Annotated in this window: 16 protein-coding genes; 8 read left to right on the plus strand and 8 right to left on the minus strand. The window is 45.2% G+C overall.

Going from position 1 to position 26,530, the window contains the following annotated elements:
• Positions 1-69 precede the first annotated feature (69 nt).
• The gene (gene pulA, locus R7F07_RS07190; RefSeq protein WP_170889943.1) at positions 70-4,059 is read right to left on the minus strand and encodes a pullulanase-type alpha-1,6-glucosidase; all 3,990 of its coding nucleotides are present in this window, start codon (positions 4,057-4,059) and stop codon (positions 70-72) included.
• Positions 4,060-4,604: 545 nt separating this feature from the next.
• Here pulA and R7F07_RS07195 point away from each other — a divergent pair.
• From R7F07_RS07195 to pdxY, 6 genes are all read left to right on the plus strand, one after another.
• Positions 4,605-5,801: a tetratricopeptide repeat protein gene (locus tag R7F07_RS07195; RefSeq protein ID WP_005374795.1), complete on the plus strand. Its 1,197-nt coding sequence runs from the start codon at positions 4,605-4,607 to the stop codon at positions 5,799-5,801.
• A 537-nt stretch (positions 5,802-6,338) separates the two neighbouring features.
• Positions 6,339-6,785, plus strand: a complete 447-nt coding sequence (locus R7F07_RS07200) for a helix-turn-helix transcriptional regulator (RefSeq protein WP_005374797.1) — start codon at positions 6,339-6,341, stop codon at positions 6,783-6,785.
• A gap of 410 nt (positions 6,786-7,195) precedes the next feature.
• Positions 7,196-9,376, plus strand: coding sequence for an ornithine decarboxylase SpeF (speF, locus tag R7F07_RS07205; protein WP_005374800.1), 2,181 nt, complete (start codon positions 7,196-7,198; stop codon positions 9,374-9,376).
• Between the two features lie 61 nt (positions 9,377-9,437).
• Positions 9,438-10,748: a putrescine-ornithine antiporter gene (potE, locus tag R7F07_RS07210; protein ID WP_005374814.1), complete on the plus strand. Its 1,311-nt coding sequence runs from the start codon at positions 9,438-9,440 to the stop codon at positions 10,746-10,748.
• Positions 10,749-10,895: 147 nt separating this feature from the next.
• Positions 10,896-11,084 carry an AbrB/MazE/SpoVT family DNA-binding domain-containing protein gene (locus R7F07_RS07215; protein ID WP_005374817.1) on the plus strand — a complete coding sequence of 63 codons (189 nt, stop codon included), beginning with the start codon at positions 10,896-10,898 and terminating at the stop codon, positions 11,082-11,084.
• A 101-nt stretch (positions 11,085-11,185) separates the two neighbouring features.
• Positions 11,186-12,055: a pyridoxal kinase PdxY gene (gene pdxY, locus R7F07_RS07220; RefSeq protein ID WP_042522192.1), complete on the plus strand. Its 870-nt coding sequence runs from the start codon at positions 11,186-11,188 to the stop codon at positions 12,053-12,055.
• A gap of 65 nt (positions 12,056-12,120) precedes the next feature.
• Here pdxY and sstT read toward each other — a convergent pair whose 3' ends face one another.
• From sstT to malT, 7 genes are all read right to left on the minus strand, one after another.
• Complete coding sequence (gene sstT / locus R7F07_RS07225) at positions 12,121-13,338, minus strand: serine/threonine transporter SstT (protein WP_005374821.1); 1,218 nt, start codon at positions 13,336-13,338, stop codon at positions 12,121-12,123.
• A 356-nt stretch (positions 13,339-13,694) separates the two neighbouring features.
• Complete coding sequence (rsgA, locus tag R7F07_RS07230; protein ID WP_005374823.1) at positions 13,695-14,771, minus strand: ribosome small subunit-dependent GTPase A; 1,077 nt, start codon at positions 14,769-14,771, stop codon at positions 13,695-13,697.
• Positions 14,772-15,047: 276 nt separating this feature from the next.
• Positions 15,048-15,356, minus strand: a complete 309-nt coding sequence (locus R7F07_RS07235) for a glucose PTS transporter subunit EIIB (RefSeq protein WP_005374825.1) — start codon at positions 15,354-15,356, stop codon at positions 15,048-15,050.
• Positions 15,346-15,960, minus strand: a complete 615-nt coding sequence (locus tag R7F07_RS07240) for an SCO family protein (protein WP_065275515.1) — start codon at positions 15,958-15,960, stop codon at positions 15,346-15,348. Before R7F07_RS07240 ends, R7F07_RS07235 begins: the two co-directional genes overlap by 11 nt.
• A gap of 9 nt (positions 15,961-15,969) precedes the next feature.
• A complete protein-coding gene (locus tag R7F07_RS07245; protein ID WP_031778871.1) occupies positions 15,970-16,395 on the minus strand; it encodes a hypothetical protein in 426 nt (141 codons plus the stop codon).
• A 243-nt stretch (positions 16,396-16,638) separates the two neighbouring features.
• Positions 16,639-17,556, minus strand: coding sequence for a DUF368 domain-containing protein (locus tag R7F07_RS07250; protein WP_031778872.1), 918 nt, complete (start codon positions 17,554-17,556; stop codon positions 16,639-16,641).
• 578 nt (positions 17,557-18,134) lie between these two features.
• A complete protein-coding gene (gene malT / locus R7F07_RS07255) occupies positions 18,135-20,843 on the minus strand; it encodes an HTH-type transcriptional regulator MalT (protein WP_005374834.1) in 2,709 nt (902 codons plus the stop codon).
• Between the two features lie 734 nt (positions 20,844-21,577).
• Here malT and R7F07_RS07260 point away from each other — a divergent pair.
• Both R7F07_RS07260 and malQ read left to right on the plus strand, forming a co-directional pair.
• Positions 21,578-24,031: a glycogen/starch/alpha-glucan phosphorylase gene (locus R7F07_RS07260; RefSeq protein ID WP_017634462.1), complete on the plus strand. Its 2,454-nt coding sequence runs from the start codon at positions 21,578-21,580 to the stop codon at positions 24,029-24,031.
• 117 nt (positions 24,032-24,148) lie between these two features.
• Positions 24,149-26,329 (plus strand): 4-alpha-glucanotransferase, encoded by a 2,181-nt coding sequence (gene malQ, locus R7F07_RS07265; RefSeq protein WP_017634461.1) that lies wholly within the window; start codon positions 24,149-24,151, stop codon positions 26,327-26,329.
• Positions 26,330-26,530: the final 201 nt, after the last annotated feature.

Below are 26,530 nucleotides of genomic sequence, written 5' to 3' on the forward strand. Positions count from 1 at the left end.
GTGACGCCAACAAAACAAAGGGGAAGCGTGATGCTTCCCCTTTTTCATTACGGATGTTTTTAAATGAAACTAGTTTTTCGTTACCGTCACGATTGGCGCCGACTTGTCAGCCGCGTTGAAGTGGAAGTTGTAATTTCCTGCTTCTGCAATCGCAATTTTCAGGTTTGCACTACCGCCACCGACTTCCATCGTTAGCGCTTTACCAAGCTCAACACTGCCTTCGCCACCGAAGTTGGTGTCTGCTGCCCAGTCTGCGCTAGCAACTTTCATCTCGTAGTTGCCCGCCGCTAGGGGAATGTCTAGCGAATAAACGTCATTTGCAACATAGCTGAACTTCGCTGTTGAGTCTTGTGCTGGAGCATCCCATGTAGTGATAGTGCCACGTAAGTAAAGTGCTGTTTCACCGAATGTTGGTGCATCTGCTGACTTGGTCACTGACACGACCGGTTTTTCTACGCTTTCATCTTGAACATGCAGCGCGTTCAGAGTGAAGTTGTACTTACCTGTTTCAGCAACAGACAGCTTACAGTTACCTTCTGAACCTAATTCTAGTGAACCAGAAGCTATATTCGCAGCATCACAACCGATGTTTGGATTTGCCCAACCAGAGTCCGCGAATTTGAACTCGTGTTCACCAGCTTCAAGAACGCCAGTTACAGAGTACATACCGTTGCCAATAAAGGTCATCGCCCAATCACTGCTATCAGACCACTCGTTCATCGTGCCTTTCACGTAAACAACGGTTTCGCCGTAAGGAGGAATACTCGATACGTCTTTGTTATCCGTGTTTACTGGTAGGCCAGCACCTTGCGCGCCGTTTTGTGGCTGCACGAATACCGCTGTTGTCAGTGCTGGTACTGTGAAGGTTTCATTGGTGAAGCTTGCACCTTTCACGATGTCATCCGCAGAGTTTTGTTGAACTTCATGTAACTCGAAACCAGTTGCGCCAGCAACTTTGAAAGATTTCTCAGTTGATGTTGAGTTCACAACGGCCACGACAGCATCGTAGTTCGAATCTAAATCGGCACCTGCTGATGTACCATCGTCGATAGACATCACAATCAAGCCTTCCACTTGGTCTTTCCCTACGTTGCGGAAGTCAACACGGTTCATCACTTCTTGCGCGGTATCTAGGCGGAACAGTTCGCTTGTGCTACGGATTTTTAGTAGCTCTAGGAATTGTTGCTTAGTCAGCTCGATGTCGGTTGAGTCTGGTTTCGCCGTGCTGTCACCAACGATGGTTTTGATCAACTCCCAGTTTGCACCGTCTTTGTCTTCACGTGGTAGACCAACGTTCCAGTTATTGTCGCTTCCGTCGAAGAATACACGGTTGAACCAGTCACCAGAATCGTACGAGTCGCGCTGCATAGATTTAGAGCGCAATAGCTCAGAACCCATGTGGATAAATGGAATGCCTTGACCAAGCATCACCGTTGATAGGGACACAGACTGCATACGTGCACGCTCGGCAGATGAAGTGCCTGTCGCAATCTTGTAGGCGTTGTTATCCCACAATGTTTGGTTGTCGTGCTTAGACACGTAAGAGATGTTCTCTGATGGCACTTTCGTGTAGCCTGCAGGCGCACCATTGTAATCAACGTTCTTGCCCAGTTTGGTTTCGCCTTTGTAATCAAGAAGGATGTAATCAGCCAAGTTACCAGCCATACCTAGACGAACCAGATCTTGGTTGTGTAAACGACCATTCACCGATTCTGCGTCAGTTTTGGTTTCTTCGTTAGGATAAGCAGCATTACCAAAGCCCTGGTTGAAGCGAAGTGGGTGCTTACCTTCAGAATCTACACCGCCATCAAATGGGCTTCCGCCACGAACTGCGTCACGCAGACGATCAGAGAAAGTACCGATTTCTGTCCCTGCCATGTTGACTTGTGTCGCCTGATCGAAGCGAGCGTTTTGCGCGACTTCACCAAAGTCCCAACCTTCGCCGTAGAACAGAGTATTCGGATCAATTTCACGGACTTTTTCAAGTGCGTAAACCATCACATCTTTCGGCTGGTGGCCCATAAGGTCAAAACGGAAACCATCGACTTTATAGTCATCCGCCCATACCATCAATGAGTCAACCATTAGTTTACCCATCATCAAGTTCTCGGTTGCGGTGTTATCACAACAGGTTGAGTTTTCGACGCCGCCAGTGTTGACGTTTAGGCGGTGGTAGTACCCAGGGACAATCTTATCCAGTACGGATTTTTCGTTCACACCAGATGCATTTGTGTGGTTGTACACGACGTCCATGACCAGTTTCAGATCCATTTTATGCGTCGCTTGAACCATTTCGCGGAACTCAAGAATACGCTTAGACCCGTTAGGATCGGTCGCATAACTGCCTTCTGGCACGGTGTAGTGGTAAGGGTCGTAACCCCAGTTGAAGCTGTCTAGCATGCGAAGATCGTTCATCAACGCTTGTGCTTTGCCCGTTTTTGGGTCGTAGCTATTTAATACCTCTTCAATTACTTTGCCGTCATCTTCGGTCTCACAAATGGAGGCTTCTGGCTTGATGCCACAAAGTTTACCCACGGTGTCGGTGATATCGACTCGCTTGTCAGCGTCTTCATCCACGGTTGCAATATCAAATGCTGGCAAGATATGTAGCGTTGTTAGGCCAGCATCTTTTAAAGCTTGTAAGTGAGATACAGACTCACGCTCAGGTTCTGTAAGCGCCAGATATTTGCCATCAAGACTTGGTGTGCCTTTGCTGTCGTTAAAGCTGAAATCACGAATGTGTGACTCGTAAAGGACGTGGTCTTCGTCTTTTTTAACTGTTGGGCGTGCGTAGTTTTTCCAATCTTGAGGCATTAAGCTTGGATCATCTAAATCAACCACTTGCGAGTATCGTGAGTTCTTAGACAAGCTCATTGAATATGGGTCTGTTACCAAACGCGTTTCAACGACGCCAGTTGTTGGGTGGTATACCTTAACTTGGTAGCGATAGTATTTGTTGACAACGTTGCTTTGTGCCTCAGAAACCCAGATACCTGTTGCTGGGTCTTCCGTCATGGCAACGGTCGCTTCTTCTGCTAAGTTTTCATCGTAGATTATCAGATCAACATCTTGGGCAGTTGGTGCCCATAGTTTGAAGGTTGCGGCACCGCCTTCCACAATCGCACCGAGTTCTTGACCGATCGCGTTACCTGCCTTGGAATCGGCAAACACCGCATCCAAAACGCCCGGTTTTTGCACTTCAGTTGCAGAAATGACGTCACCATTTGCGTTGTAAGCCACCATAACGATTTGTGACTTCAGGATCGTACGCAAGGTCGCGTCATCGACATCGATACCCGCAGCTTGAAGGCTAGCAAGGTGACGGAAGCGTGATTTCAGACCATCAGACAACTCACCAGCTTTTGTCAGCTCAACCGCTGTACCACCAGAGATTTGCTTATCTTCATCCATTTTGATGTCATTGCTAAGGCTGTAGAACAGCTTCATGGAATCCGCACTGGTCGCCGCTTCCCATGCAATGGTGTTGGCGTCTAACCAATGGGCTTTTTGACCATCAATATCAACAGGGCGCTCTTCTATTGGCTCGTAGTAAAGTTCACTGCTGCCGTGGAAGCCAAACAAACCTTTCGATTCGCCGATTTTCGTCAACTCTACTTTTGAGTTTGCGCTGCCGAACGCTTTCTCATCACCTTTGTGCAGAATGAAGTTCATGCATTCGTGTGGGTCAGAGGCGTCTGGGTTTATTTTCAGTACGTAGTAAGCACCGTAGGTGTCGTTGATGCCATCGAATGGGTGTGGCGCAGACCAATCCGTTCCTGTTCCCGGAATGCCCATTGCGTCTAAATCTGTGCTGGTACAGCCCTCACCGTTCCATAGGTGCAAGCCCCAACCTTCGTAGTCGCTTGCTGTTGAAGCTGATGCTACATCACGTTTGTAATAAATGACGACTTCGTTCTCTCCCGCAGGGTACAAGCCTGAGCCAGGGTTCGTCGTATCTTCGTTCGTGCTATCACTACCACAACCGCTGATTACCGCGACGGAAATCAAAGGCAGTACGGTTTTGGCAATTGTTGATAATTTAAATGTCTTATTGTCCACGTTTACAAATCCATTGTTATTGAATTGATATTGAGCTGCGCGCTGCCTTCGCTGACTCAATCATCAAGAAGGTTTTGCACACGCTAGAAAGGCAGATGCCAAAAAAGGAAATGTTCAATTAGATGCTAATACACTGAATCATCAGCAAAATGTGAGAGCAGGCTGTTAAGTTTTTTACAGGTGCAAATTTTCTGTCACAGTCGATTTTGTTCACAAATTAAATAATAAAACAGGCGCATAGTGAGAGATTCTGCACATCATTAAAATGTAAATTTTTATGGGATGAGTAAGGGGGGATGATAGGGGATGAGAATGTCTCAGCCCCAAAACCGTGATTAAGTTCTATAAAAATGAGGGCTATATTTTTCTTTTAAAAATAAGTTGCAGTGATGTTGAATAAAATACCGCCATTAAGTCTTCGCAGCTTCAGATTTTCGCTAAGTGGTCGTTATATAATGAAGGTAGTCGGCGTTATGTCGGCGCGTAATCATAAGATTTCCCTGAAAGGGAGTTAAATTGGGCCCTGAAACCAAAAGAGGCTATTTATGAGTAGTATGGGCATTGCCATTGCGGCAACTGGCCTTTCACTCGTCCTGATATTTGTGTGGATGATCTCGTTGTCGATGCGGAAACAGAGACTCGAGGCAGAGAGGAAAGCTCGCGAAGCCGCTTATCGAAAGGCGATGCATAAAGCGCGAGAGCAAGAGCGTAAAGAGCGAGAGTTCAAAGCAGAAACCGGGCATATCCCCACCATTTTATTTCTAGCGAAAGAAGCCGAAAAGGACAACATTCGTCAAGCGCTGTATTGGTATGATAAAGCAGCTAAATTGGACAATGTGACGGGGATGTACGGCATTGTTCGCTTAAGTGAACGCATGCGCGAAGATGTGATTTTAAAAGAGCAGGCAAACTTCTGGCGTACCGCAATTGCGGGAATGGAAGGGGATACCGAAGCGAAATTTTCGACGGGCAAGGCCTTGGTCTTTGGTCGAGGAACTGAAAAAAATATCCCAAAAGGTAACCAACTGATTGAAACTGCCGCCGAAGAAGGCTGCATTGATGCCATGATTTATATGGGGGAATGGCAGCTTTCACCAGACAATAGTGCAGGACGCAGTGCAGATGCGCTTTACTGGTTTATGAAAGCGGCGGAAAAAGACAGTGCAGATGGCAAGATCCAAGTCGGCTTATGTTACCTAAATGGCATTGGTACAGAAAAAAGCATGGTTAAAGGTTGCTACTGGCTGGAACGGGCCGCGGAAGGTGGCAGTGCTAAAGCGATGTATCATGCTGGCGAAGCGTGGAAGGATAAAGGTAAAACGGGTAATGCAATTGCTTACGTTTGGCTGTTTCTTTCTGCCAATATGGGCTACCAACCTGCGCGTACGTTGCGTGATGAAGTGGCGACCAATATTGGTGTTGATGTTGTCGTTGGATTGCAGTCCATAGCGAAGCCGTTGCAAAGAAAGCTGGCCTCAGGAATGGTTAGAAAGCACTCTATTATTCGAGCCCTTAACAAAGTGTACAAACGCGAAGCGTATTTTCCTGCGGAAGAGGAGCTCAATGCGGTGTTGAATGATGAGAATAAAGACGCCTCCGAAGCTTGGGAGGAGACATCAACACTAGATTTTCAGCCTAAGATGACAACGGTAACAGCAGAAGACCAGGCAAGCACATCGCCCAACGAAAAAAAACTCTCTAAAGATGCGCTCGATTTCACTCAAAACTTCCTTCAGCCATAACCTATCTTATCCAGAAGCCTCAAGATTGAGGCTTTTCTTTTGCTCTTTTGCCAGTATCTCTATCAGTCACGACAACAGAATGTAAACTTACTTAAGCAGTCATTTTACTGATGTGCATACTATTTATGCGATTTTTCAACATATTTTTAGTACTTAACTAAGATGGGATCTGTTTACCTTAAAAAAGAGGTTTTTCCCTCTTTATTTACTTCCGCTATTGGGCTTAGATCAAGCCTTTTCAATTGATAGTAATAATGATTGAAGAGCAATGCTTGATGCCCCGATTTATAGGTGAATAGTACTCATTACTTTATCTAATAATGTAAATTAAAAAATGTATTATAAATCTTAAATTGTTCTTTTATATTTAGGTGTCGATTATTGATTTTATGATTAATTAGGCGCAAGATAACGTAAAAATAAAATAGCATAGTTAATATGCAGAATTACACTAGGAAGTAACTTTTTCATTACATGTTTCATAATAAATAGAGATAATTTTTTATCTCTGTTTTTATTTATATTAGAGATTTGTGTATGTTGAGAATCATTAGTGCAGATAAATTTATCTCTTCAAGGTTTATCTTAGAGTACAGTAAGGCTGAGTTCGCTTCTTTATTAGGTGTTTCCGTCGCTAAAATAAGTAATATTGAAAGTGGAAAATCTTCAATCCCCCCGGTGTATGATTACGCCATTAATTACTTGTTGAGTGAACATCCATTTAAAGATAGTGCTGTTGATGCTTTATGCTCTCATGAAACGTTAAACTTTGCTCGTCGTATTGATGTCAATACCAAAGTAAAACGCTTGTCCTGTAAGCGTTGCGATAGCCGTAGACTGCACGTTATGGCTGGCATGAGTGGCTTGTATTTTGTCGAGTGCATGGATTGTAAACACACTATGTACTCGTCAGGCATGTCTGTAAAACGTTATCAGCAATGGTCGAATGATGGAGTCAAACTAGATAGTCATTTATTTAATTGAATTGTGTTTCCTTTGCACCTAAAGTAAAAAGCCATCAATACATGTGTTGATGGCTTTTTTATTATGTGTTTAAATTTAGTTAAAATTAAAACATTTATCATTCCTAATAATATAGTCTTAATAATTATATAGTGATGGAAATCTCAAAAAATTATTTTCTTGATATTTCATTTCTAACAACAATGGCTGTGGTCACACAATTTTTAATTATTTTTCCTTTTAAGTCTGGTTTCAATATCATTGGGCTATCAATTGGAAAGTGATGAAGATCGCGAAATTTTAATTCGAGAAAATAAGACTTTTAAATATGAAAATTTAATCACGAAATTTGTTTTTTGAATTTTAAATATCGTTTTCGTTTGTAATATCTGTACCTGTCAATTTTAAAGAACAAAAAAGAGATATTCCAAATGAAACGTTTAATTATAGGTGTTAGTAATTACATGCCAGAAGACTTCAGTTTATTAGCTGAATCTTTAGATGAACAATTTAATCGTCATTTACAACCTTTAGAGCAAGTTGAATTAACCGACGTTGGTGCGGCTATTATTACTTCAGCAGACATTAAAGCAGGTCTGCATAAAATGATTTCTGAAACGGGTTACGGTATTCCAGTTTTCTTAGTAACGGATGAAAACCCAGTTTCGGCAGAAGATTACGTTTGGCTAACTGGCGTTATCGATTTAGAAAGACAATCTATTGAGTACTACTGTCGTCAAATCAACGAAGCAGTAACCAAGTACGAATGTCGTCTGCTTCCTCCTTTCTTCAAGCAATTAACGCACTATGTTGAGATGGGTAACTCAGCGTTTGACTGTCCGGGACACCAAGGTGGTCAGTTCTTCAAAAAACACCCAGCGGGTAAACAATTCTACGATTTCTTCGGCGAAAACCTGTTCCGTAGTGACTTGTGTAATGCGGACGTGGATTTAGGTGACTTGCTGATCCACGAAGGTTCTGCACACCAAGCGCAAGCGCACGCTGCAAAAGTATTTAACGCGGACAAAACTTACTTCGTACTTAACGGCACTTCTGCTTCAAACAAAGTAGTCTGTAACGCGCTGGTAACTGAAGGTGATTTGGTACTGTTCGACCGTAACAACCACAAATCGAACCACCACGGTGCGTTAATCCAAGCGGGTGGTATGCCAGTTTACTTAGAAACGGCGCGTAACCCTTGGGGCTTTATCGGTGGTATGGATGAACACTGTTTCGATGAAGAATACATTCGTGCTCAAATCGCGAAAGTGGACCCAGAACGTGCACGCGATGAACGTCCTTTCCGTCTTGCTATTATCCAACTTGGTACTTATGACGGTACTATCTACAACGCTCGCTACGTAATGGATAAGATAGGTCACCTTTGTGACTACATCCTGTTTGACTCTGCATGGGTTGGTTATGAGCAGTTCATCCCGATGATGAAAGACTGTTCACCACTGCTGCTGGATTTGAAACCAGAAGACGCAGGTGTGATCGTGACTCAGTCTGTTCACAAACAACAAGCTGGCTTCTCTCAAACATCGCAAATCCACAAAAAAGACCGCCATATCAAAGGTCAAGCTCGTTACTGTAACCACAAACGCTTTAACAACGCGTTTATGATGCACGCATCGACTTCACCATTCTACGCACTGTTCTCTGCGCTTGATGTGAACGCGAAGATCCACGACGGCGAAGCAGGTCTGCGTTTATGGCGCGATGCGGTTAAGACAGGTATCGAAGCGCGTAAAGAAATCCTTAAGAGTTGTGAATTGATTCGTCCGTTCATTCCAGATGAAGTCGAAGGCCAACCTTGGGGCAGCTACGACACTGACGTGATCGCAACGAACAAGAAATTCTTCATGTTTGAGCCAAACGCAAGCTGGCACAAATTCGAGGGGTACGGTGAAGGTCAATACTTCGTTGACCCATGTAAATTGCTACTAACCACAGCAGGTATTGCTGAAGATGGCAGCTACGCAGATTTCGGTATTCCTGCAACGCTTTTAGCGAACTTCCTTCGTGAAAATGGCATCATCCCTGAAAAGTGCGACTTGAACTCTATCTTGTTCCTACTCACTCCTGCGGAAGATATGGGTAAGATCCGTCACCTTGTGGCTCAAATTAACCGATTCGAAAAATTCATCCGTGATGATGCCCCTTTAAGTATCGTACTTCCAAGCGTCTACGAAGCGAATAAAGAACGCTACCGTGGCTACACCATCCGTCAGCTATGTCAGGAAATGCATGACATGTACAAAGAGCTGAACGTGAAACAGTTACAAAAAGCGATGTTCCGCAGCGAGTACTTCCCACAAATGGTTCACAAACCTGACGTAGCAACACGCAAATACTTCCGTGGTGAATGCAATTACCTACCACTTAAAGAGGCCGTGGGCTGCGTAGCCGCTGAAGGTGCACTTCCTTACCCTCCAGGTATTATCTGTGTGATCACTGGTGAAGTCTGGACTCAACAGGTGGTGGATTACTTCCTATCTCTAGAAGAAGGCATTAACCGCTTCCCAGGCTTCGCGCCAGAAATTCAAGGTGTGTACCTTGAAGATGTTAACGGTCGCACTACCGCACATTGTTATGTCCTAAAAGATTAATCTACCCGTTCGCACCACGCTCCGGCGTCGGTGCGAACCGCTTATTCGTGGAGAATAATTTATGAGTACTGAAACTAAAAAAATGTCGGTGGTGCAGTTAACCATTCTGACATTCATCAACATGGCCGGCTCCGGCATCATCATGCTGCCAAGTAAACTGGCGCAAGTGGGCACCATTTCTGTGTTGTCTTGGCTGATCACGGCAGCGGGCTCTTTAGCGTTGGCTTACGTGTTCGCAAAATGTGGTCGCTTTAGTAAACGTGACGGCGGTATGAACGGTTACGCGTCTTATGCATTTGGTAAATCGGGTGCATTTATGGCGGGCTGGACTTACGGTTTGTCACTCCTTATTGCGAACATTGCGATCGCGATTACTTGTGTGGGTTACGGCTCCGCATTCTTTGAAGTGACCCTATCTCCGGTCGAAACCTGTTTGTACACTATCGCCATTCTTTGGATTTGTACTTTCGCTAACTTCGGTGGCGCGAAAATCACAGGTCAAATTGGTACATTCACCGTGTGGGGCGTAATCCTACCAGTGTGTTCATTGGGTATTGTTGGGTGGTTCTGGTTTAACCCAACCATGTACATTGAAGCTTGGAACCCACACAGCTTGCCATTTGGTGAAGCGGTGAGTGCTTCTATTGCGATGACTCTATGGGCATTCCTTGGTCTTGAATCAGCTTGTGCGAACTCTGAAGCGGTAGAAAACCCAGAGAAGAACGTACCAATCGCAGTGCTAGGCGGTACGCTAATCGCGGCTGTGGTTTACATTGTATCGACAAACATCTGTTCTGGTATCGTTGCAAACTCTGAGCTTGCCGCTTCTACAGCGCCATTCTCAACCGTATGGACAGTGATGCTAGGTTCTGCTGCTGGTAAAGTGGTTGCGGGTATGGCGGTATTGGCTTGTGCGGGCTCTCTATTGGGTTGGCAATTCACTATCGCGTCAGTGTTCAAATCGTCTTCTGACGCGGGCTTCTTCCCTAAATTGTTCTCTCAAGTGGACAAACGCGGCACACCGATCAAAGGTATGATCGCGATTACTATCATCCAATCAGTATTGTCTCTAATGACGATTTCTCCAACGCTGAACGAGCAGTTCGAAGCACTGGTTAACCTAGCGGTAGTAACAAACGTTATTCCTTACATCTTATGTATGGGCGCAATCTTTATTATGCAGCAAGTGGCGCACGTGCCAGAGCGCGAGATGAAAACCACCAACGTTATCGCTCTGATTGGCTCTCTGTACAGCTTCTATGCGCTTTACGGCTCCGGCTACGAAGCGATGATGTGGGGCTCTATCGTAACCTTCCTAGGCTGGAGTGCTTACGGTCTGATTGCTGCGAAGCATGAGCCTTTAGCAAATTAAAAAACAATACAAAAAGAGCCTTCCCAAACGCGGTGTGGAAGGCTCTTTGTTTTTAGGCATTTACGCCAAACCCAAGTCAGCTCAACGTATTTGAGGCTAGACATCCAATGACGTGAAAACTCATTTTCGACATTTGGAGGACGAAAGATGATAAGTCAACCTGTTAAAATCGGTGACGACACCGCCGTAGTCATTCCAAGCGTAATCCTGGCTCAGCTCGGGATAAGGGAAGGAGATACCCTAGAAATCGCACTGAATAAAGACAAAATGGAAATTAAGAAGATGGTGTTGAAAACCAACGCTCCAACTTACTCTGAAGATATTGAGGAGAATTGAGTTAGAGAATCTTGGTTTGTCGGATACACTACTGGTTTCGCAAAACTGGCGCTTGCCGCTGTCTTTGAACTATCGATAACTACAATAAGAGGTAAGGTACTATGCAAGGTATCCTCTCTATACAATCTCATGTTTCTTTTGGTCATGCTGGTAACAGCAGTGCCGTTTTCCCAATGCAACGCATGGGCTTCGAAGTATGGCCGATTCATACCGTTCAATTTTCTAACCACACGCAGTATCAAGAAGGCTGGACTGGGCGAGCGTTTGCGGCTGAAGACATCAGCGAGTTAGTTCGTGGACTTGGTAACATCGGCGCGCTGGAAAAGTGCCAAGCGGTATTGACGGGCTACCAAGGTAGCGCAGAGCAGTGCCTTGCTGTTGAAGATACCGTGACGAAAGTGAAGCAAGCGAACCCGAACGCACTTTACGTTTGCGACCCTGTGATGGGCGCGCCAGACAAAGGCTGCATTGTGGCTCCGGGCATTGCTGAAAATCTTCTAACGCGTTTGATGCCAATGGCGGACGTGATCGTTCCGAACCAATTCGAGCTAAGTCAATTTGCTGAGATGGAAATCCACTCATTAGACGATGCGATCACCGCATGCCAACGTGCGCTAGAGAAAGGTCCAAAAGTGGTGCTAGTTAAGCACCTTTACTGCCTAGAAAATGGCAGCTTCAACATGCTATTGGCTACGCAAGAAGGCATTTACCTTGCGAAGCGTCCTCAATTTGAGTTTGCTAAACAACCTGTTGGCGTGGGCGATCTTATTTCAGCTATCTTTACCGCGGGACTCTTAAAAGGCTGGTCTCCTAAACAAGCTTTCCAACATTGTCACGACGCGTGTTACGGGGTGTTGAGTGCAACGTACCATGCAGGCGAATGGGAGCTGCAAACTATTGCGGCGCAGCAAGAGTTTGTTGAGCCAAGCAAACACTTCCCGATTGAAGAAGTGGCTCTGGTCACCGCATAATTGAGCGCAATTAAACAAAAAAGGGGAGCCATCATCGGCTCCCCTTTCTATTTGTTCTGTCAGTCTTACTGAGCTTTTTGCTGCTCTGATTTACAAACTGCTGCCGTAAAGACAACGTCTGTTGAGCTGTTTAGTGCAGTTTCTGCAGAGTCTTGAATCACACCGATAATGAAGCCAACCGCTACAACCTGCATTGCTACGTCGTTTGAGATACCAAACAGGCCACACGCAAGTGGGATAAGTAGTAGAGAGCCACCTGCAACACCTGATGCGCCGCATGCAGAAACCGCAGCTACAATACTTAGAAGTAGCGCAGTCAGTAGATCAACTTCGATACCCATAGTGTGCACAGCTGCAAGCGTTAGTGTTGTGATAGTGATTGCAGCACCAGCCATGTTGATGGTCGCACCTAGAGGGATAGATACTGAGTATGTATCCTCGTCCAGTTTTAGCTTCTCACATAGTGCCATGTTTACTGGAATATTCGCCGCACTTGAACGAGTGAAGAACGCAGTTACACCACTTTCACGTAGACAACGGAATACAAGTGGGTAAGGGTTTTGTTTGGTTTTAACGAACACGATCGCTGGGTTTACAACGAGTGCGATGATCATCATTGCGCCAAGAAGAACCGCCAGAAGGTGTGCGTAGCTTGCTAGTGCGCTAAAGCCCGTTGTCGCAAACGTTGAAGCAACCAAGCCAAAGATACCAAATGGTGCAAGACGAATGATAAAGCGCACAATGTGAGACACGCTGTGGCTTAGATCTTCAAATACGGCCTTCGTTGTTGCCGATGCGTGGTGTAGTGCAAGACCCAGACCCACACCCCAAGCAAGAATGCCGATGTAGTTTGCTTCTACTAGTGCATTTACTGGGTTGTCGACCAGTTTAAACAACAATGTGCGTAGAATTTCAGCAATACCTTGAGGAGGCGTTGCACCTTCAGCGCCGGTGACAAGCGTTAAATTGGTCGGGAAAAGGAAGCTTAGAACCACTGCTGATAGCGCCGCGAAGAATGTACCCATCAGGTACAGTACAACGATTGGGCGCATGTAAGTGTGTTGGTTTTTCTTTTGGTTTGCAATTGAAGCGGCAACCAAAATAAACACAAGAATTGGCGCGATCGCTTTAAGCGCACCGACAAAAAGGCTACCAATTAATCCCGCGCTTTCGGCATGGCTTGGAGAAATTGTCGCGAGCAAAATACCAAAGACGATACCGACAAGGATCTGGACGACGAGGTTACCACGAGCATATCGGGCAACGAGGCTGTTGTGTTGCATACATCATTCCTGCAATTTTATGCCAGAGTGGCAGGGCAATAGTCCATCATTACACGGCGATAATGCCCTTGTATTGCAAGGGGTGAGCATTGCTTCTGGTCACTAAGACACATGATTATCAATTATCCTGTTTTTATAAATTCAGCCATTTTCTTGCTGAATATCACATATCTTAGCTTGGTAATATTTTGTGTCTAGTTTTAGTTTGTTTTTGGATTAAATGTTTGCTCAATGTTATTTAAATAAGATTTTTATGTTGAAAATTATCATTAGTTATGAGTAATGGTTTTTAATAAAGTTGTTAAAAAGGAGACTTTCGTCTCCTTTGATTTTATTGACAACTCAAACGCAACAAATTAATAACTTTGTTGGCGCCTGCGCTTATCATTCATGGCATTGCGAGCAAGTTTACCGAATTGTCGACTTTGTGCTCGTTGCTCTGCCAAAGTCGCGCCGTTAAAGGCTTGTTCTCGCGTTAGTTTTTGATAGTTATTGAAACGACGAACCTCAAGTGTGCCATTTGCAATCGCAGTTTGAACTGCGCAGCCTGGCTCAGTTTGGTGCTTACAATTGCCAAAGCGACAACGCTGAGCGAGCGCCTCAATGTCAGAAAATGCCTCACTGACCCCCGATTCACAATCTGCTAGTTGAAGCTCGCGCATTCCCGGAGTATCAATCAAGATGCCGCCATCAGGTAATAGATGGATAGAGCGCGATGTAGTTGTATGTCGCCCTTTGCTATCGTCTTCACGAATATGCCCAGTTGCCTGTTCTTGTTGCCCGAGTAATGCATTAACAAGAGTTGATTTGCCAACGCCTGAAGAACCGATAAAAGCGAGGGTTTGTCCTTCTTTGCACCAGGTCATGAGTTTAGAAGCACTCTCTATTTCTAAGCCGTTGACTGTCTCTATAGCTAATAGAGGGTCGAGCTTCTGTACTTGGCTTTTTAGTTCATCAGTATTGTCACACAAATCGGCTTTGGAAAGCACGATGACGGGTTCGACTTCGGCTTCATGAGCCAAGGAAAGATAACGTTCAATACGACTTAAATTGAAGTCGTCGTTAAGGGAACAGACGATAAACACTGTATCCACATTGGCTGCGATGAGTTGCTCTGCCACTTTGCTGCCAGCGGCTTTGCGGCTAAAGAGGCTCAAGCGATCCAGTAAGCGAACAAATTGCTGATCTTCATTTAAGATTACCCAGTCTCCGACGGTCATATTGGGTAAAGAATGGTGGGCATTAAGATGAACTTGCCCAGTTTCTGTTGCCAATAAATAACCACTTCGGTGATGCGCAATTACACGAGCAAAGATAGTGTTGTCGTAATCGTCTAATGTCAGTTGTTGCTGAAAAAATGGTTTCCAACCCAATTGTTTTAGAGGGTTTGAAGTTGAAACTAATGTGTCACAAAAAGTATGTGTTTGATTCATTATTGAATTATCCCAGACGCAACAAAGCGCCTTAATACAAATCGCATTAGGGTCTAATTCGGATAGAGTTGACCCCGGTGAAGACCGGGCAGAGAAGGGGAAGTTGTGGTTATGCCACAGAGTTGGTGCTGTTAGGGTTACCCTTGCGATGCCCAGTTAGTGTTATTCAATACAATCATCTTGTGTCCTCTTCGTTGGTTAATAAATAAGTGAGTTAATTAAGCCAAAAGAGTATAGCCGCCGTTTTTTAAAGAGGGTAGCTATACTGCAAAAATATTAACTTTGTTTTGTGATGCGCTCTTCCACAATTTGCGAATACGTGTTGGCTTTTAAGCCGTATATAATTTGGACATGACGATCATCCAATATCACGACGCCATGCGCGCCATGATTTTTGAGTGCGTTCTTATCGATGACGGACGTCTCTCTGAGGGTAAGACGCAGCCGAGTCGCACATGCACCAGTTTCTAGCAGGTTCTCTATGCCCCCAATGGCGTCAATGATCGTGTCGACGTCTTGTTCGACATTGGGGTTGGTATGAGTTAGGAAATTGAAAAATTGCTTCAGCACTGACTTAACCGTCATTTGAAGAGTCTTCGGTCGTTAGTTTTGAAATGGCTTCAACAATCGGTGCCGGTGAGAGCGTATGTGGTACTTTAGTGATTAACGTGCCATCCGGCTTCAAGAAGTAAAAGTAAGAGCTATGATCCAGCGTGTATTTTAGTTCCGAGCCTTCCAATTCTGTCTTGCGGAAAATGACACCATAGTTGTGTGCCAAAGGTGTCGTTACATCAAGTGGTGCCGATAGGCCTTCAATCATTGGATGGAAGTAATGGGCATATTTTGCTGATGCATCGGCCTCATCACGCTCTGGGTCTAAAGAAATGAACATCGGGCGTAGTTGCGCTTTTTGCGCGTAGTCAATTTGATTCAGTGCTCCTGCCAGCATTGCAAGAGAAGTTGGGCAAACGTCTGGGCAGCGAGTAAAGCCAAAATAGACGACTCGGATGCGAGGGTCATTCACATCGAAGATATTGACGGCTTGGTTATTTTCCCCAAACAATACCGTTTGTTGAGAGGTGGAACTGTCCACTTGCTCTGGCTTCGTTTTTTGATTATCTAAATAGCTCTTTACGCCAAACCCGAGTGCGAAAGCAGCTACGAGAAATAGGGACCAATTGCGGCTCATAACGATTCCTTATCTTTGCATTTTTATAGCAGGGTAAACGGTACTCTCTCCATCACTGAGTTCACCAACCCAAGTCATTGCATCCTCCGTGCAAACCGGGAGAATGATGTCACCTTGATATTGGCCAGGAGCGATTTGCTTCAGCAAAAACTTAGGCTCACCCATCTCCATTTCTCTTCCTGAAAGACTTAGGATGAGTTGCTTAGCATCGCTTGTATGCCACTCAACATTTAGAGTGGTAGGAACCAAGGGTTGAGCAGTTTCTGAGTTTAGCGTCATCGTAACATTTTCTTGGACGCAAGAGGTTGTAGAGAGAAAGCAGTATTCATCTATTGACTTGCTTTGAGTGGAAGAAGAAAAGCTTTTTATTAGAGTCGGGGCATAAAATCCCGCAACTAATGCGGCTGAAACAGCGGCGATTTGTAACAGTTTCATTAAGGTTCAGCATTTATCACTTAACATTACGAGCATCGTAGCACAGATGCGCCGCTCGCCAACTCGTGACCTCGGTAAATTGTGCGTTATACCTCGGTGACCAGCTTCTTAGTAACGCGACGGACTTTATTGCATCAAATACAGCAGAGTTTTCAATTGAGATGTTTTGCCCTTAGCCAATAGATAAAAACGGAGCCAATTGGCTCCGTTTTTATTTGGTTCAGTATGTGTTTGATACCAAAGTTATTTATCTGAATCTGCGAATTTCTCTAGACCCAAAACCAGAGCAATGGCTGCAAGCATCATCACGACAGCAAGTACTAACTGAGAAGGTTGTGATGTCACGTGTTCAAATTCAAATGGTGATAGGTTGTGCTGTAGCAATGGCACTTGTTCGCCCTTCGAATTGGTGCGCCAAGTGATGGTTTCTTTCCATGGCCAAATCTTTGGCAACGTACCAATCATTAATCCAGTCAAAAACATCAGGGTGAAATCACGGAACTTGCGTAGTAACCACGACAATAAGTGAGAGAAGGACAGTAAACCGATCACGCAGCCAGACAAAAATAGCGCTAATGTATCGACTTGAAAACCTTTCACTGCGGCTAATACAGGAGCATACATGCCAATCAGCAGCAAAATAAAACTGCCAGAGATACCCGGCAAGATCATCGCACAAATCGCGATAGCTCCAGCGAATAAGGTGTTAATGGCCGTTGGTTCCATGTGTAAAGGTTTGAGCACAGTAATACTATAAGCAAACCCGACACCAACGAGCAGAATGACAAAGCGGACAAGATCGCGTTGCTCAACCTGACGAATAATGTGATACACAGAGACCAAAATCAGACCAAAGAAAAATGACCAAAGTGGGATCGGGTGTGTGTCAAGAAGCCAAGTAATCAACTTTGCTAGCGTTGCAATACTGGTGAAAATGCCGGCAAACAGAGCGATTAGGAAGAATCCGTTGATGTGATTAAACGCGGCTTTAACCCCTTCTTTTCGCCAGATAGAGAAAAGTGAGGGGTTAATGCGTCGAATGCTTTCAAGCAGCGTATCGTAAATACCAGTGATAAACGCGATGGTGCCGCCAGATACACCAGGTACAACATCTGCTGCACCCATGGCGATTCCCTTGAAGAAAGTAATTAAGTAGTTCATTGCTCTAATGCTAAGTCGTTTCGATGGCAGAGAGTATACAAACATTGCGATGAAAAAAGTATGAAATAGTGCTGTAACTACTTGGTTTTATATCCAATCTGTTGCCTATCTTTATTACCCGCCAAGAGACAATGCCGCCGTAACGAGCTTTTAATGCTTGGTTTACATTTTTGAGATGATTAACTCTACTATCAATTATCAATCTTGGTTGCATTATGCAATTGCAATTTGCATTATAAAATTGCATTTTGATAATTTGCGCGTGAGTAAATCCAGCTTATATGAGATCTTGTGCCCAAAAATAAGTCTTTGCATTTTGGCATGATTAATGCATAATACTGCTCGACCCTTCTTAAGCCGAGGGTCACCTAGCCAACTGACGTTGTTAGTGAATACAATTTGTTCACACTAAATATAAGCCAATCGCGATTATTGCGGTTGGCTATTTTTTTATATGAACAACGTTACTTACGTGCTTTGCAAATTGCACTTCTCTTTCTGTCAGTCATAAAAAAGGGCTGACGTGTTACGTCAACCCTTGTGTTTTACTTTACGTTTTAACCCGTTTATCGAGCAGTTCAGTATCCCATTAACTGTAGCAAATTTTCAGCTGTCACAATGGCTTCTTTACGATTAGCAATATTAAGCTTTTGGTACAGGTTGCGAATGTGGGTTTTAATTGTCGTACCTGCCACATCCAGCTCTTGTGCGATTTGCTCGTTACTAAAGCCTGAATAAATCAGCCCCAGAACCTGCCATTCGCGTTGTGTTAATGGGCTAGTACGTACTAGCTCTGGCACATTAGGGTGATTCACCAACTTTTCAATAAAGTCTTCATCAAAGTGAATCGACCGGCTACGTTGATTCGATGAAATGTCCTTCATTAACTGTTGAGCACGGTGACGCTCAAGATCGCCCAGTTCATGGCGGAGGCTCAACTTCTCCAGCAGACCGCCAATGGTTGCACCATCAATCAGGAAGTTTCCGACCATGCCAGTTTGGTTCGTCATTACTAATGCTTCTTTTAACAGAGCCTTGGCTTGCTCCTCATCTTTTTGGCGAGCAGAAAGGACCGCTTCAACCACTAAGTTGCGATTAGTATCTGTGATTAGGTTAGTGCGACGAGCTTCACCTTGGAGAAAATCTAACGCAGCACGAGCGTCGGTATATTGGCCTAAGTTAATGTGGGCGCGAGCAATGTTACGCCATTGCAATTGAGAAAAGTGGTTGCATGCCGATTCAGGACGAACCGCAGTGTTGAGCCATTCTTGCATTGCATCGGTATTCCCGCGCGCTTGCCAAAATAGAATCAACGATAGTGAAGCGTTTGCAGTCCAATCTACGTGGTAAGTCGACTGTTTCATCAAGTGCTGTATATGCTCAATGAATTTACCGGCTTTGTCTAATTCACCGCGTCCAATCGCAATACGCGCCAACATCGAATAGCTATGTAAGTGCTTGCTTGGTGAATGGTTTTCGAGAATTTGCAGACCTTTGTACGCGCATTCTTCCGCTTCATCAAGTCGGTTCCAGCACCAAAGTACTTGCGCGCGAATACGCAGCAAAAATTCATGAAGAGGAACATGCTGAAGCTGCTGATCTTCAATCAGACGAAATGCGGAATCTTGTAGTTCAAAGGCAGCTTGCACGTAACCTTGTGCAATTAAAATCTCGCTTTGCTGCAATATTGCCCATAACGCTTGGTGATATACCTGATACTGACGAGCTAGCTTTTCAGTTTGTTGCATCATCGGCAAAGCACGGTCTAGTTTACCTAGCACGTGGTTAACTTCACCAACAACCGAAGTCGCCACAATTCGGCTACGGTAAATTGTGTTATCAAGTTGGCTAAGCGCTAACTCCGCTAATTCGAGAGCTTTTTCTGGCTGGTTACTGTTGATAGCCACTTGAGCAAGCAACGCGTTTGCTTGACCTTGATAATGAATATCTAACGCAATGTTACGCTTTTTGTGTTCCTCTTCCGCTTCTTCAAGCAGGTGGCCCACTTGGTTATAACGATGCTGACTTTGAGCCAACCATGCTCGGAGCATCGTAAGTTTTGGGTGGCTGAACAACAGATCATCGTCCAACTTGTTAATTGAGCTTTCCAGTGTGCTGAGTTCGCCTTGGTTAAACATCTTCCAGCCGAATTCGTTTAGGATCTCTACCACTAAGTCCTTATCATTCGATTTTTGTGCATGATGAATCGCTTGGTGTGGTGCTTTTTGCTGTAACCAAGCGATAGCAGCATTGCGGTGGAGATCTTTTTCTTGCTGAGGAATACGAGCTTGGCGCTCATGAGACAAAAACTCGCCAAATAAGTTATGGAACCGGAACCAGTTCTGTTCCCCTTCGAGCGGGTAAATGAATAAGCCGTAACGGTTAAGCGATTCAATCATTCCCAGTGCATCTTCGCGTTGGGTAAGGGCAAACACTAGCTCATCATTGAAGTGGTCAAGCACGGATACTTGCATTAAAAAGTGACGAGTTTCGTGATCGAGTAAGTCAAATACTTCTTCGACCAGGTAATCCCACAAGTGCGCGTGATTGAACTGCGATACCGACTCTACAGTTTGTGCCAATGTGCGGTTTTGATGTTGGGCTTGTAATGCGATCAACTGCATCGCCGATGGCCAACCTTCAACATAGGTTCTTAGGCTGTTCGCCATGTCTTCATCGATACCATCGGCGATACGCTGGTTAAAGAAGCGAGTGGTTTCTTCGGTATCAAACGCCAACATCTCGTTGCCGATTTCGATCATTAAATCACGAACACGTAAGTTTGCAGTGCCCAGAGGCGGCGCTGCACGACTGGTTACCACAACGGTGAGGTTGTCTGGCATGTGCTTTAAAAAGAAACGCATGGATTCATGGATTTCATCATTCGTGATTAAATGGTAGTCATCAAGCACCACGTAGCACTCTTGATGAAAGTCAGCCATTTCAGCGAACACTTCGCTAAATAGGGAGCGTAAAGACGAGATCTGACGTTTTTCCGCCAGTTTTTGTGCGTTAGCGCAACTGAAGTTGGTGGCTTTGTTTAATGCTTGAAGCAGATAGTTTACAAAGCGAAAGCCGTCGTTATCGCTGTCATCAATGCTGTACCAACCGACGTTTGGCTTATCGGATAGCCACTGCGCTGCCATTGTCGTTTTTCCGTAACCTGCTGGGGATCGGAATAAAACCAATTTGTAGTAAGGCGCTTGCTGTAGTAAGTCCAACACTCGTGGGCGCACGATGGCATTGTGCAGGCGTCCTGGTCGAGTAAGCTTAGATGGAATCCACATTAGTAGTTATGTCCTTATTTATGTATACCCAAATGACTGCAACGTGATCATTCTAGTAAAGCCCCCTTGAAAGCCGTCTTACTGAATGATGTCATCAGCATCAAAAACACTGTTTGAATGCCGGATAATGTCGCTACTGTTGGGGCTTGCGTCCGTCTGAAAAACCATTCCATACGGTCACTTAGATATAAAAGCTAGCGAAAACTAGAAATAACTCACATCGCCTAATTCTAGTTTGTATAAAAAGCGTACAATCCTGTGAGCTGAGTGGGATGTTACGACATCAGAAATGTTCGTTACTTTGATCCACTTCCTAATTCTCAAGGGTTGATGGATTTACCATCAACTACGCCCTTTATTTGTGATTATCGTCACTTAAATATCGTTTGTTTCGTTAGCGTTAAGATCGCGTTGCACATAGATTACGAAAAGTTCTTCTACGCTGACCGAGTTAATGTGACCGATATTACAATTTTCACATCATCAGATGAGTGGACTATAAAAAGCGTCATGAACGGGTTTTAACCTTTCTCACATTCCATTGTGATCAAAATCACTAAGAACTGGTGCAAAGTTCACTTTGTTGAGATTTGGATCACTAACCTAGCAATGGTACCCCCTCTACGCCCTCAGCCCTCCTCCTTCAAAGGATGAGAATTAGGAGGATGTTTATTCACAGAGGTAAATGCACGATGTATGGCAGATGAATTACCAAAAGACGTGAGAATTTCGTAATGAAACCTACTCAACAAAAACAATTTGACAAGAAGTCGTTCCAAGAAAGCGTAAAGAAACACCTATCTGTAACTTACGCTCATACGATTGAAAACGCAGACAGCCGCGCATGGTACCTAGCAATGGGGCATGCTCTGGCTGAATTTACTACTCTAGATTTGCTTGCGACAGAAGAAGATCCACGCATTAAAAGTGCGAAGAGCGTTAACTACCTTTCGCTAGAATTCCTTATCGGTCGTTTGACTGGTAACAACCTAATCAGCATGGGTCTGTATGAACAAGTAACAGAAGCAATGGCTGAACTGGGTTACAACCTAACTGATCTGCTAGAAGAAGAGCGCGACCCATCATTGGGTAATGGTGGCCTTGGTCGTCTGGCTGCGTGTTTCATGGATTCATGTGCGGCACAAGAATTCCCAACTGTCGGCTATGGTTTACATTACGAATACGGTCTATTTAAACAGTCATTCAAAGATGGTCGCCAGCAAGAAGCACCTGACGCTTGGCGCGGTGTAGAAGGCTACCCTTGGGAAATTGCGCGTCCAGAACTTGCGCAAGAGATCGGTTTCTACGGTCACGTTGAAGTGATTAACGAGAACGGTAAAGAAGTTCGCAAATGGGTACCAGGCATGACAGTAAGAGCAATGCCTTGGGATCTTCCAATTGTGGGTTACGAATCAGACACGGTTTACCCGCTACGTCTTTGGGAATGTCAGGCGATTGCACCATTCTCACTAGCAAGCTTTAACAATGGTGATTACTTCGAAGCTCAGCACGCACTGATCGACGCAGGTAACATCACTAAAGTGCTTTACCCGAACGACAACCACGAGAAAGGTAAAACACTGCGTCTAATGCAGCAGTACTTCCACTCAGCAGCGTCTGTACGTGACATCCTACGTCGCCACGAAGCTGCGGGCTACTCGCTAGCGGATCTACCTAAGCAAGAGACTATCCAGCTTAACGATACACACCCAACGATTGCGATTCCTGAACTAATGCGCATCCTGATGGATGAAAGAGGTTTAGCTTGGGAAGCGGCTTGGGAAATCAGCTCTAAGACATTTGCGTACACCAACCACACGCTACTTCCAGAAGCACTAGAGACATGGCCAGAGTCGCTAATCCAGCACCTGCTACCACGTCACATGGAGATCATTTACGAGATTAACCACCGCTTCCTACAAGACGTACGTGCAATGTGGCCGGGTGATGTCGCGAAGCAACAGAAGCTTTCTATCATCGAAGAAGGTTTCCACCGCATGGTTCGTATGGCAAACCTATGTGTAATCGGCTCTTACGCAGTAAACGGTGTAGCAGCACTTCACTCTGAATTGGTTAAGAAAGACCTATTCCCAGAGTTCCACGAAATGTACCCGACACGTCTACACAACGTAACGAACGGTATTACGCCACGTCGCTGGTTGAAGTTCTGTAACCCAGGTCTGTCTCAGCTTATCACTGAGAAAGTCGGCCCAGAATGGCCAGCGAAACTAGAGCAACTTGAAGGTATTGCTAAGTACGCGACTGACGCGACATTCCAAAAAGAATTCATGGCAGTGAAGAAAGAGAACAAAGAACGCCTAGCAACTTGGGTGAAAGAGAACATGGGTATCGAGCTCGATACTAATGCAATCTTCGATGTTCAAATCAAGCGTCTGCACGAGTACAAACGTCAGCATCTAGACTTGCTACACGTACTGTCTCTGTACCACCGTATTCTTAATGAACCAGGTTTTGAGTGTACGCCACGCGTTGTGTTCTTCGCAGCAAAAGCAGCACCGGGTTACCACCTAGCGAAAGAAATCATCTTCGCAATCAACAAGATTGCAGACAAGGTGAACAACGATCCTCGCATCGGTAACAAGCTGAAAGTGGTATTCATCCCTGACTACCGCGTGAGCATGGCTGAAATCATTATCCCTGCGGCTGACGTTTCTCAACAAATCTCGCTAGCGGGTAAAGAAGCATCAGGTACAGGTAACATGAAGATGGCGCTAAACGGTGCGCTAACTATCGGTACAATGGATGGTGCAAACGTTGAGATTCGTGAGGAAGTAGGCGATGAGAACATCTATATCTTCGGTCTAGATGTTGAAGGTGTGAAAGCGCTGAAAGCTCAAGGTTACAACCCATTTGATTACTACAATGCGGATCACTTACTCAAAGCGTCAATGGACTTGCTATTGGGTGAAGAGTTCACACCAGGTCAACCAGGCTTACTGCGTGCCACATACGACAGCCTACTAGACGGCGGTGACCCGTACTTATGTCTCGCGGATTTCGCCTCTTACGTGAAAGCACACGAAGACATGAGCGAACAATATAAAGATCAAGCTGGCTGGGCGAAGAAGGCCATTCTTAATACCGCCCTTGTTGGCAAGTTCACGTCAGACCGCTCAATCCGCGACTACGTGAACAATATCTGGAAACTTGAAGCGGTGAAACGCTAATAGAACCTAGTTAAGACCAAGGTAGCCAAGCGCTACCTTTGGTCATTTTCCAAAAGAAGTTATTGATAACAATAAAACCCTACATGGAAGGTGTTGGTATTACCTTCGGAGAAAGCGATGAAAGAACAAACAGCATTAAAGAAAGTCGCGGAAATGGCGAGATTGGCTGATAGCTATGTCAGTGCTTGGGGAGATGAGGCGAAAGTGTCTGAGGAGACGCTACGCCGCTTGCTCGCTTCGCTTGGCTACGATACTAGCAGTGATGAAAAACTACTGGCTTCTGCTGAAAAGAAACATAAAAAAGACGTACTAGCCCCTGTTCTTGTTTTACGCGACGGCGAACCAGTCGAAGTGGAACTAAACCTAGGTACGAGTGCTCGTGAGAGTGAATTCAGCTGGCGTTTAGAAACAGAACAAGGAGAGGTACTTGAAGGCTATCTTCAGTCCCAAATTGTTCGTGATGAGCGTGCTGAGGGTGGCCCTCTAGTGTTTGCATTGCCAAAGAACTTGGCTTGGGGTTATCACAAACTGATCATCAGTCGTAAGCGTCGTAAAACACCTTACGAGATGTCATTGATCATTACGCCGAAAGCGTGTTTCAAACAAGACGATCTAAACCAACACAAAAAGCTATGGGGTCCTAGTATCCAGCTTTACACACTGCGTACTCAGCATAACTGGGGCATCGGTGATTTTGGCGACCTAAAACAACTGGTGAGTGATATTGCCTCTCGTGGCGGTGACTTCATTGGCTTGAACCCTATTCACTCGCTGTTCCCTGCGAATCCAGAAGGGGCAAGCCCATACAGCCCGTCTTCTCGTCGTTGGTTGAACATCATGTACATCGACGTAAGCTCTGTACCTGAGTTCGCGCTAAGTGCAGAAGCACAACAACGTGTTGGTAGCGCAGAGTTCCAACAACGTCTACAAAAAGCGCGAGACTCTCATTGGGTGAATTACACCGAAGTTTCGCAACTAAAAATGAGTGTTCTTCCGCTGCTATTCAGTGAGTTTAAAGCTCGCCATTTAGACAAGAACACCGATCGCGCTCGTGCCTTCTTGGACTTTGTTGAAAAAGGCGGCGACAGCTTGCTACACCAAGCTGCATTCGATGCACTTCATGCTGATTTACATGCAGAAGATGCAAACATGTGGGGCTGGCCAGTATTCCCTGAGAAATACCGCACATTCGACGCAGCTGGTACTCAGAAGTACATCAAGGACAACCAAGATCGCGTTCACTTGTACATGTACCTACAATGGATCGCAGACGATCAAATCAAAGAAGCGCAAGCTCTAGCAGAAGAAAAAGGCATGGCGGTTGGTCTGTACCGCGACCTTGCTGTAGGTGTTGCAGATTCTGGCAGTGAAACATGGGCGGATGAAGGCAACCTAGTGCTGGATGCAAGCATCGGTGCGCCACCAGATATTCTTGGCCCTCTAGGTCAAAACTGGGGTCTGCCACCGCTTAACCCTCAAGTGTTGGAAGCGACAGGCTACGATGCGTATATCAAGTTGCTACGTGCCAACATGAAGCATTGTGGCGCACTGCGTATCGACCACGTACTTGGCCTATTGCGTCTATGGTGGATTCCAAAAGGCGAGAAAGCGACAGAAGGCGCGTACTTGTACTACCCAGTGGAAGACATGCTCGCAATCCTAGCGCTTGAGTCGCACCGTCATCAGTGCTCTGTGATTGGTGAAGACTTAGGTACTGTACCAGATGAAATCGTTGATATCCTACGTGATGCGGGCGTGCATTCGTACAAAGTCTTCTTCTTCGAAACCTCAAAAGAGGACGGCGGCTTTATTTCTCCGAAGCATTACGCAGAGCAGTCTATGGCGGCATTGTGTACACACGACATGCCAACCCTACGCGGTTTCTGGCACTGCGATGACTTGAAAATGGGTCGTGAGATTGGTCTGTACCCAGATGAAAAACAGTTGGAAGGCTTATTCGCTGACCGCTTGAAGTGCAAACAAGGTATCCTAGACAGTGTTCGTTGGCACGGTTACTTGCCAGAAGGTATTGGCCATGATGCGCAGTTCGTACCAATGGATTCATACCTAAGCGAAGCGCTTCAATTGCACGTTGCGGCGGGTGATTCTGCACTGCTTAGCGTTCAGCTTGAAGACTGGCTAGAAATGGATCAACCGGTCAACATTCCTGGCACGGTTGATGAGTATCCAAACTGGCGTCGTAAGCTGTCGATGAACCTAGATGAAATCTTCAGTCGTGAAGACGTGAATCGCATTTCTAAACGCCTTACAGAAGTTCGCGCACAGGCGAGCAAATAAGATGCGTAGAGTGACGTAGATGAATGAGCGGATTACTAATTTTGTTAGCTCAGAGGTACGAAAGTTCCGTCTAGGTCACTCATTCAACCCACACAATCCGTTAGGATGAAGTACCGTTATTATGCCCGCGACAATAGCGGGCATTTTTGTATTTTGACGCCGTTTACGCGACGAACGTGAGAAGCGGAGTCTTTTGTGAGT

It is taken from the genome of Vibrio sp. YT-16 (assembly GCF_033337405.1).
GTDB lineage: Bacteria > Pseudomonadota > Gammaproteobacteria > Enterobacterales > Vibrionaceae > Vibrio > Vibrio alginolyticus.

Excerpts from the sequence above, each read along its gene's own strand:
- R7F07_RS07250 (WP_031778872.1), bottom strand. The coding sequence starts at position 17,556 with ATGAACTACTTAATTACTTTCTTCAAGGGAATCGCCATGGGTGCAGCA.
- malQ (WP_017634461.1), top strand. The coding sequence starts at position 24,149 with ATGAAAGAACAAACAGCATTAAAGAAAGTCGCGGAAATGGCGAGATTG.
- potE (WP_005374814.1), top strand. The coding sequence starts at position 9,438 with ATGAGTACTGAAACTAAAAAAATGTCGGTGGTGCAGTTAACCATTCTG.
- malT (WP_005374834.1), bottom strand. The coding sequence starts at position 20,843 with ATGTGGATTCCATCTAAGCTTACTCGACCAGGACGCCTGCACAATGCC.
- R7F07_RS07215 (WP_005374817.1), top strand. The coding sequence starts at position 10,896 with ATGATAAGTCAACCTGTTAAAATCGGTGACGACACCGCCGTAGTCATT.
- R7F07_RS07240 (WP_065275515.1), bottom strand. The coding sequence starts at position 15,960 with ATGAGCCGCAATTGGTCCCTATTTCTCGTAGCTGCTTTCGCACTCGGG.
- pdxY (WP_042522192.1), top strand. The coding sequence starts at position 11,186 with ATGCAAGGTATCCTCTCTATACAATCTCATGTTTCTTTTGGTCATGCT.
- R7F07_RS07260 (WP_017634462.1), top strand. The coding sequence starts at position 21,578 with ATGAAACCTACTCAACAAAAACAATTTGACAAGAAGTCGTTCCAAGAA.
- R7F07_RS07200 (WP_005374797.1), top strand. The coding sequence starts at position 6,339 with ATGTTGAGAATCATTAGTGCAGATAAATTTATCTCTTCAAGGTTTATC.
- rsgA (WP_005374823.1), bottom strand. The coding sequence starts at position 14,771 with ATGAATCAAACACATACTTTTTGTGACACATTAGTTTCAACTTCAAAC.
- R7F07_RS07195 (WP_005374795.1), top strand. The coding sequence starts at position 4,605 with ATGAGTAGTATGGGCATTGCCATTGCGGCAACTGGCCTTTCACTCGTC.
- R7F07_RS07235 (WP_005374825.1), bottom strand. The coding sequence starts at position 15,356 with ATGACGGTTAAGTCAGTGCTGAAGCAATTTTTCAATTTCCTAACTCAT.
- R7F07_RS07245 (WP_031778871.1), bottom strand. The coding sequence starts at position 16,395 with ATGAAACTGTTACAAATCGCCGCTGTTTCAGCCGCATTAGTTGCGGGA.
- sstT (WP_005374821.1), bottom strand. The coding sequence starts at position 13,338 with ATGCAACACAACAGCCTCGTTGCCCGATATGCTCGTGGTAACCTCGTC.
- speF (WP_005374800.1), top strand. The coding sequence starts at position 7,196 with ATGAAACGTTTAATTATAGGTGTTAGTAATTACATGCCAGAAGACTTC.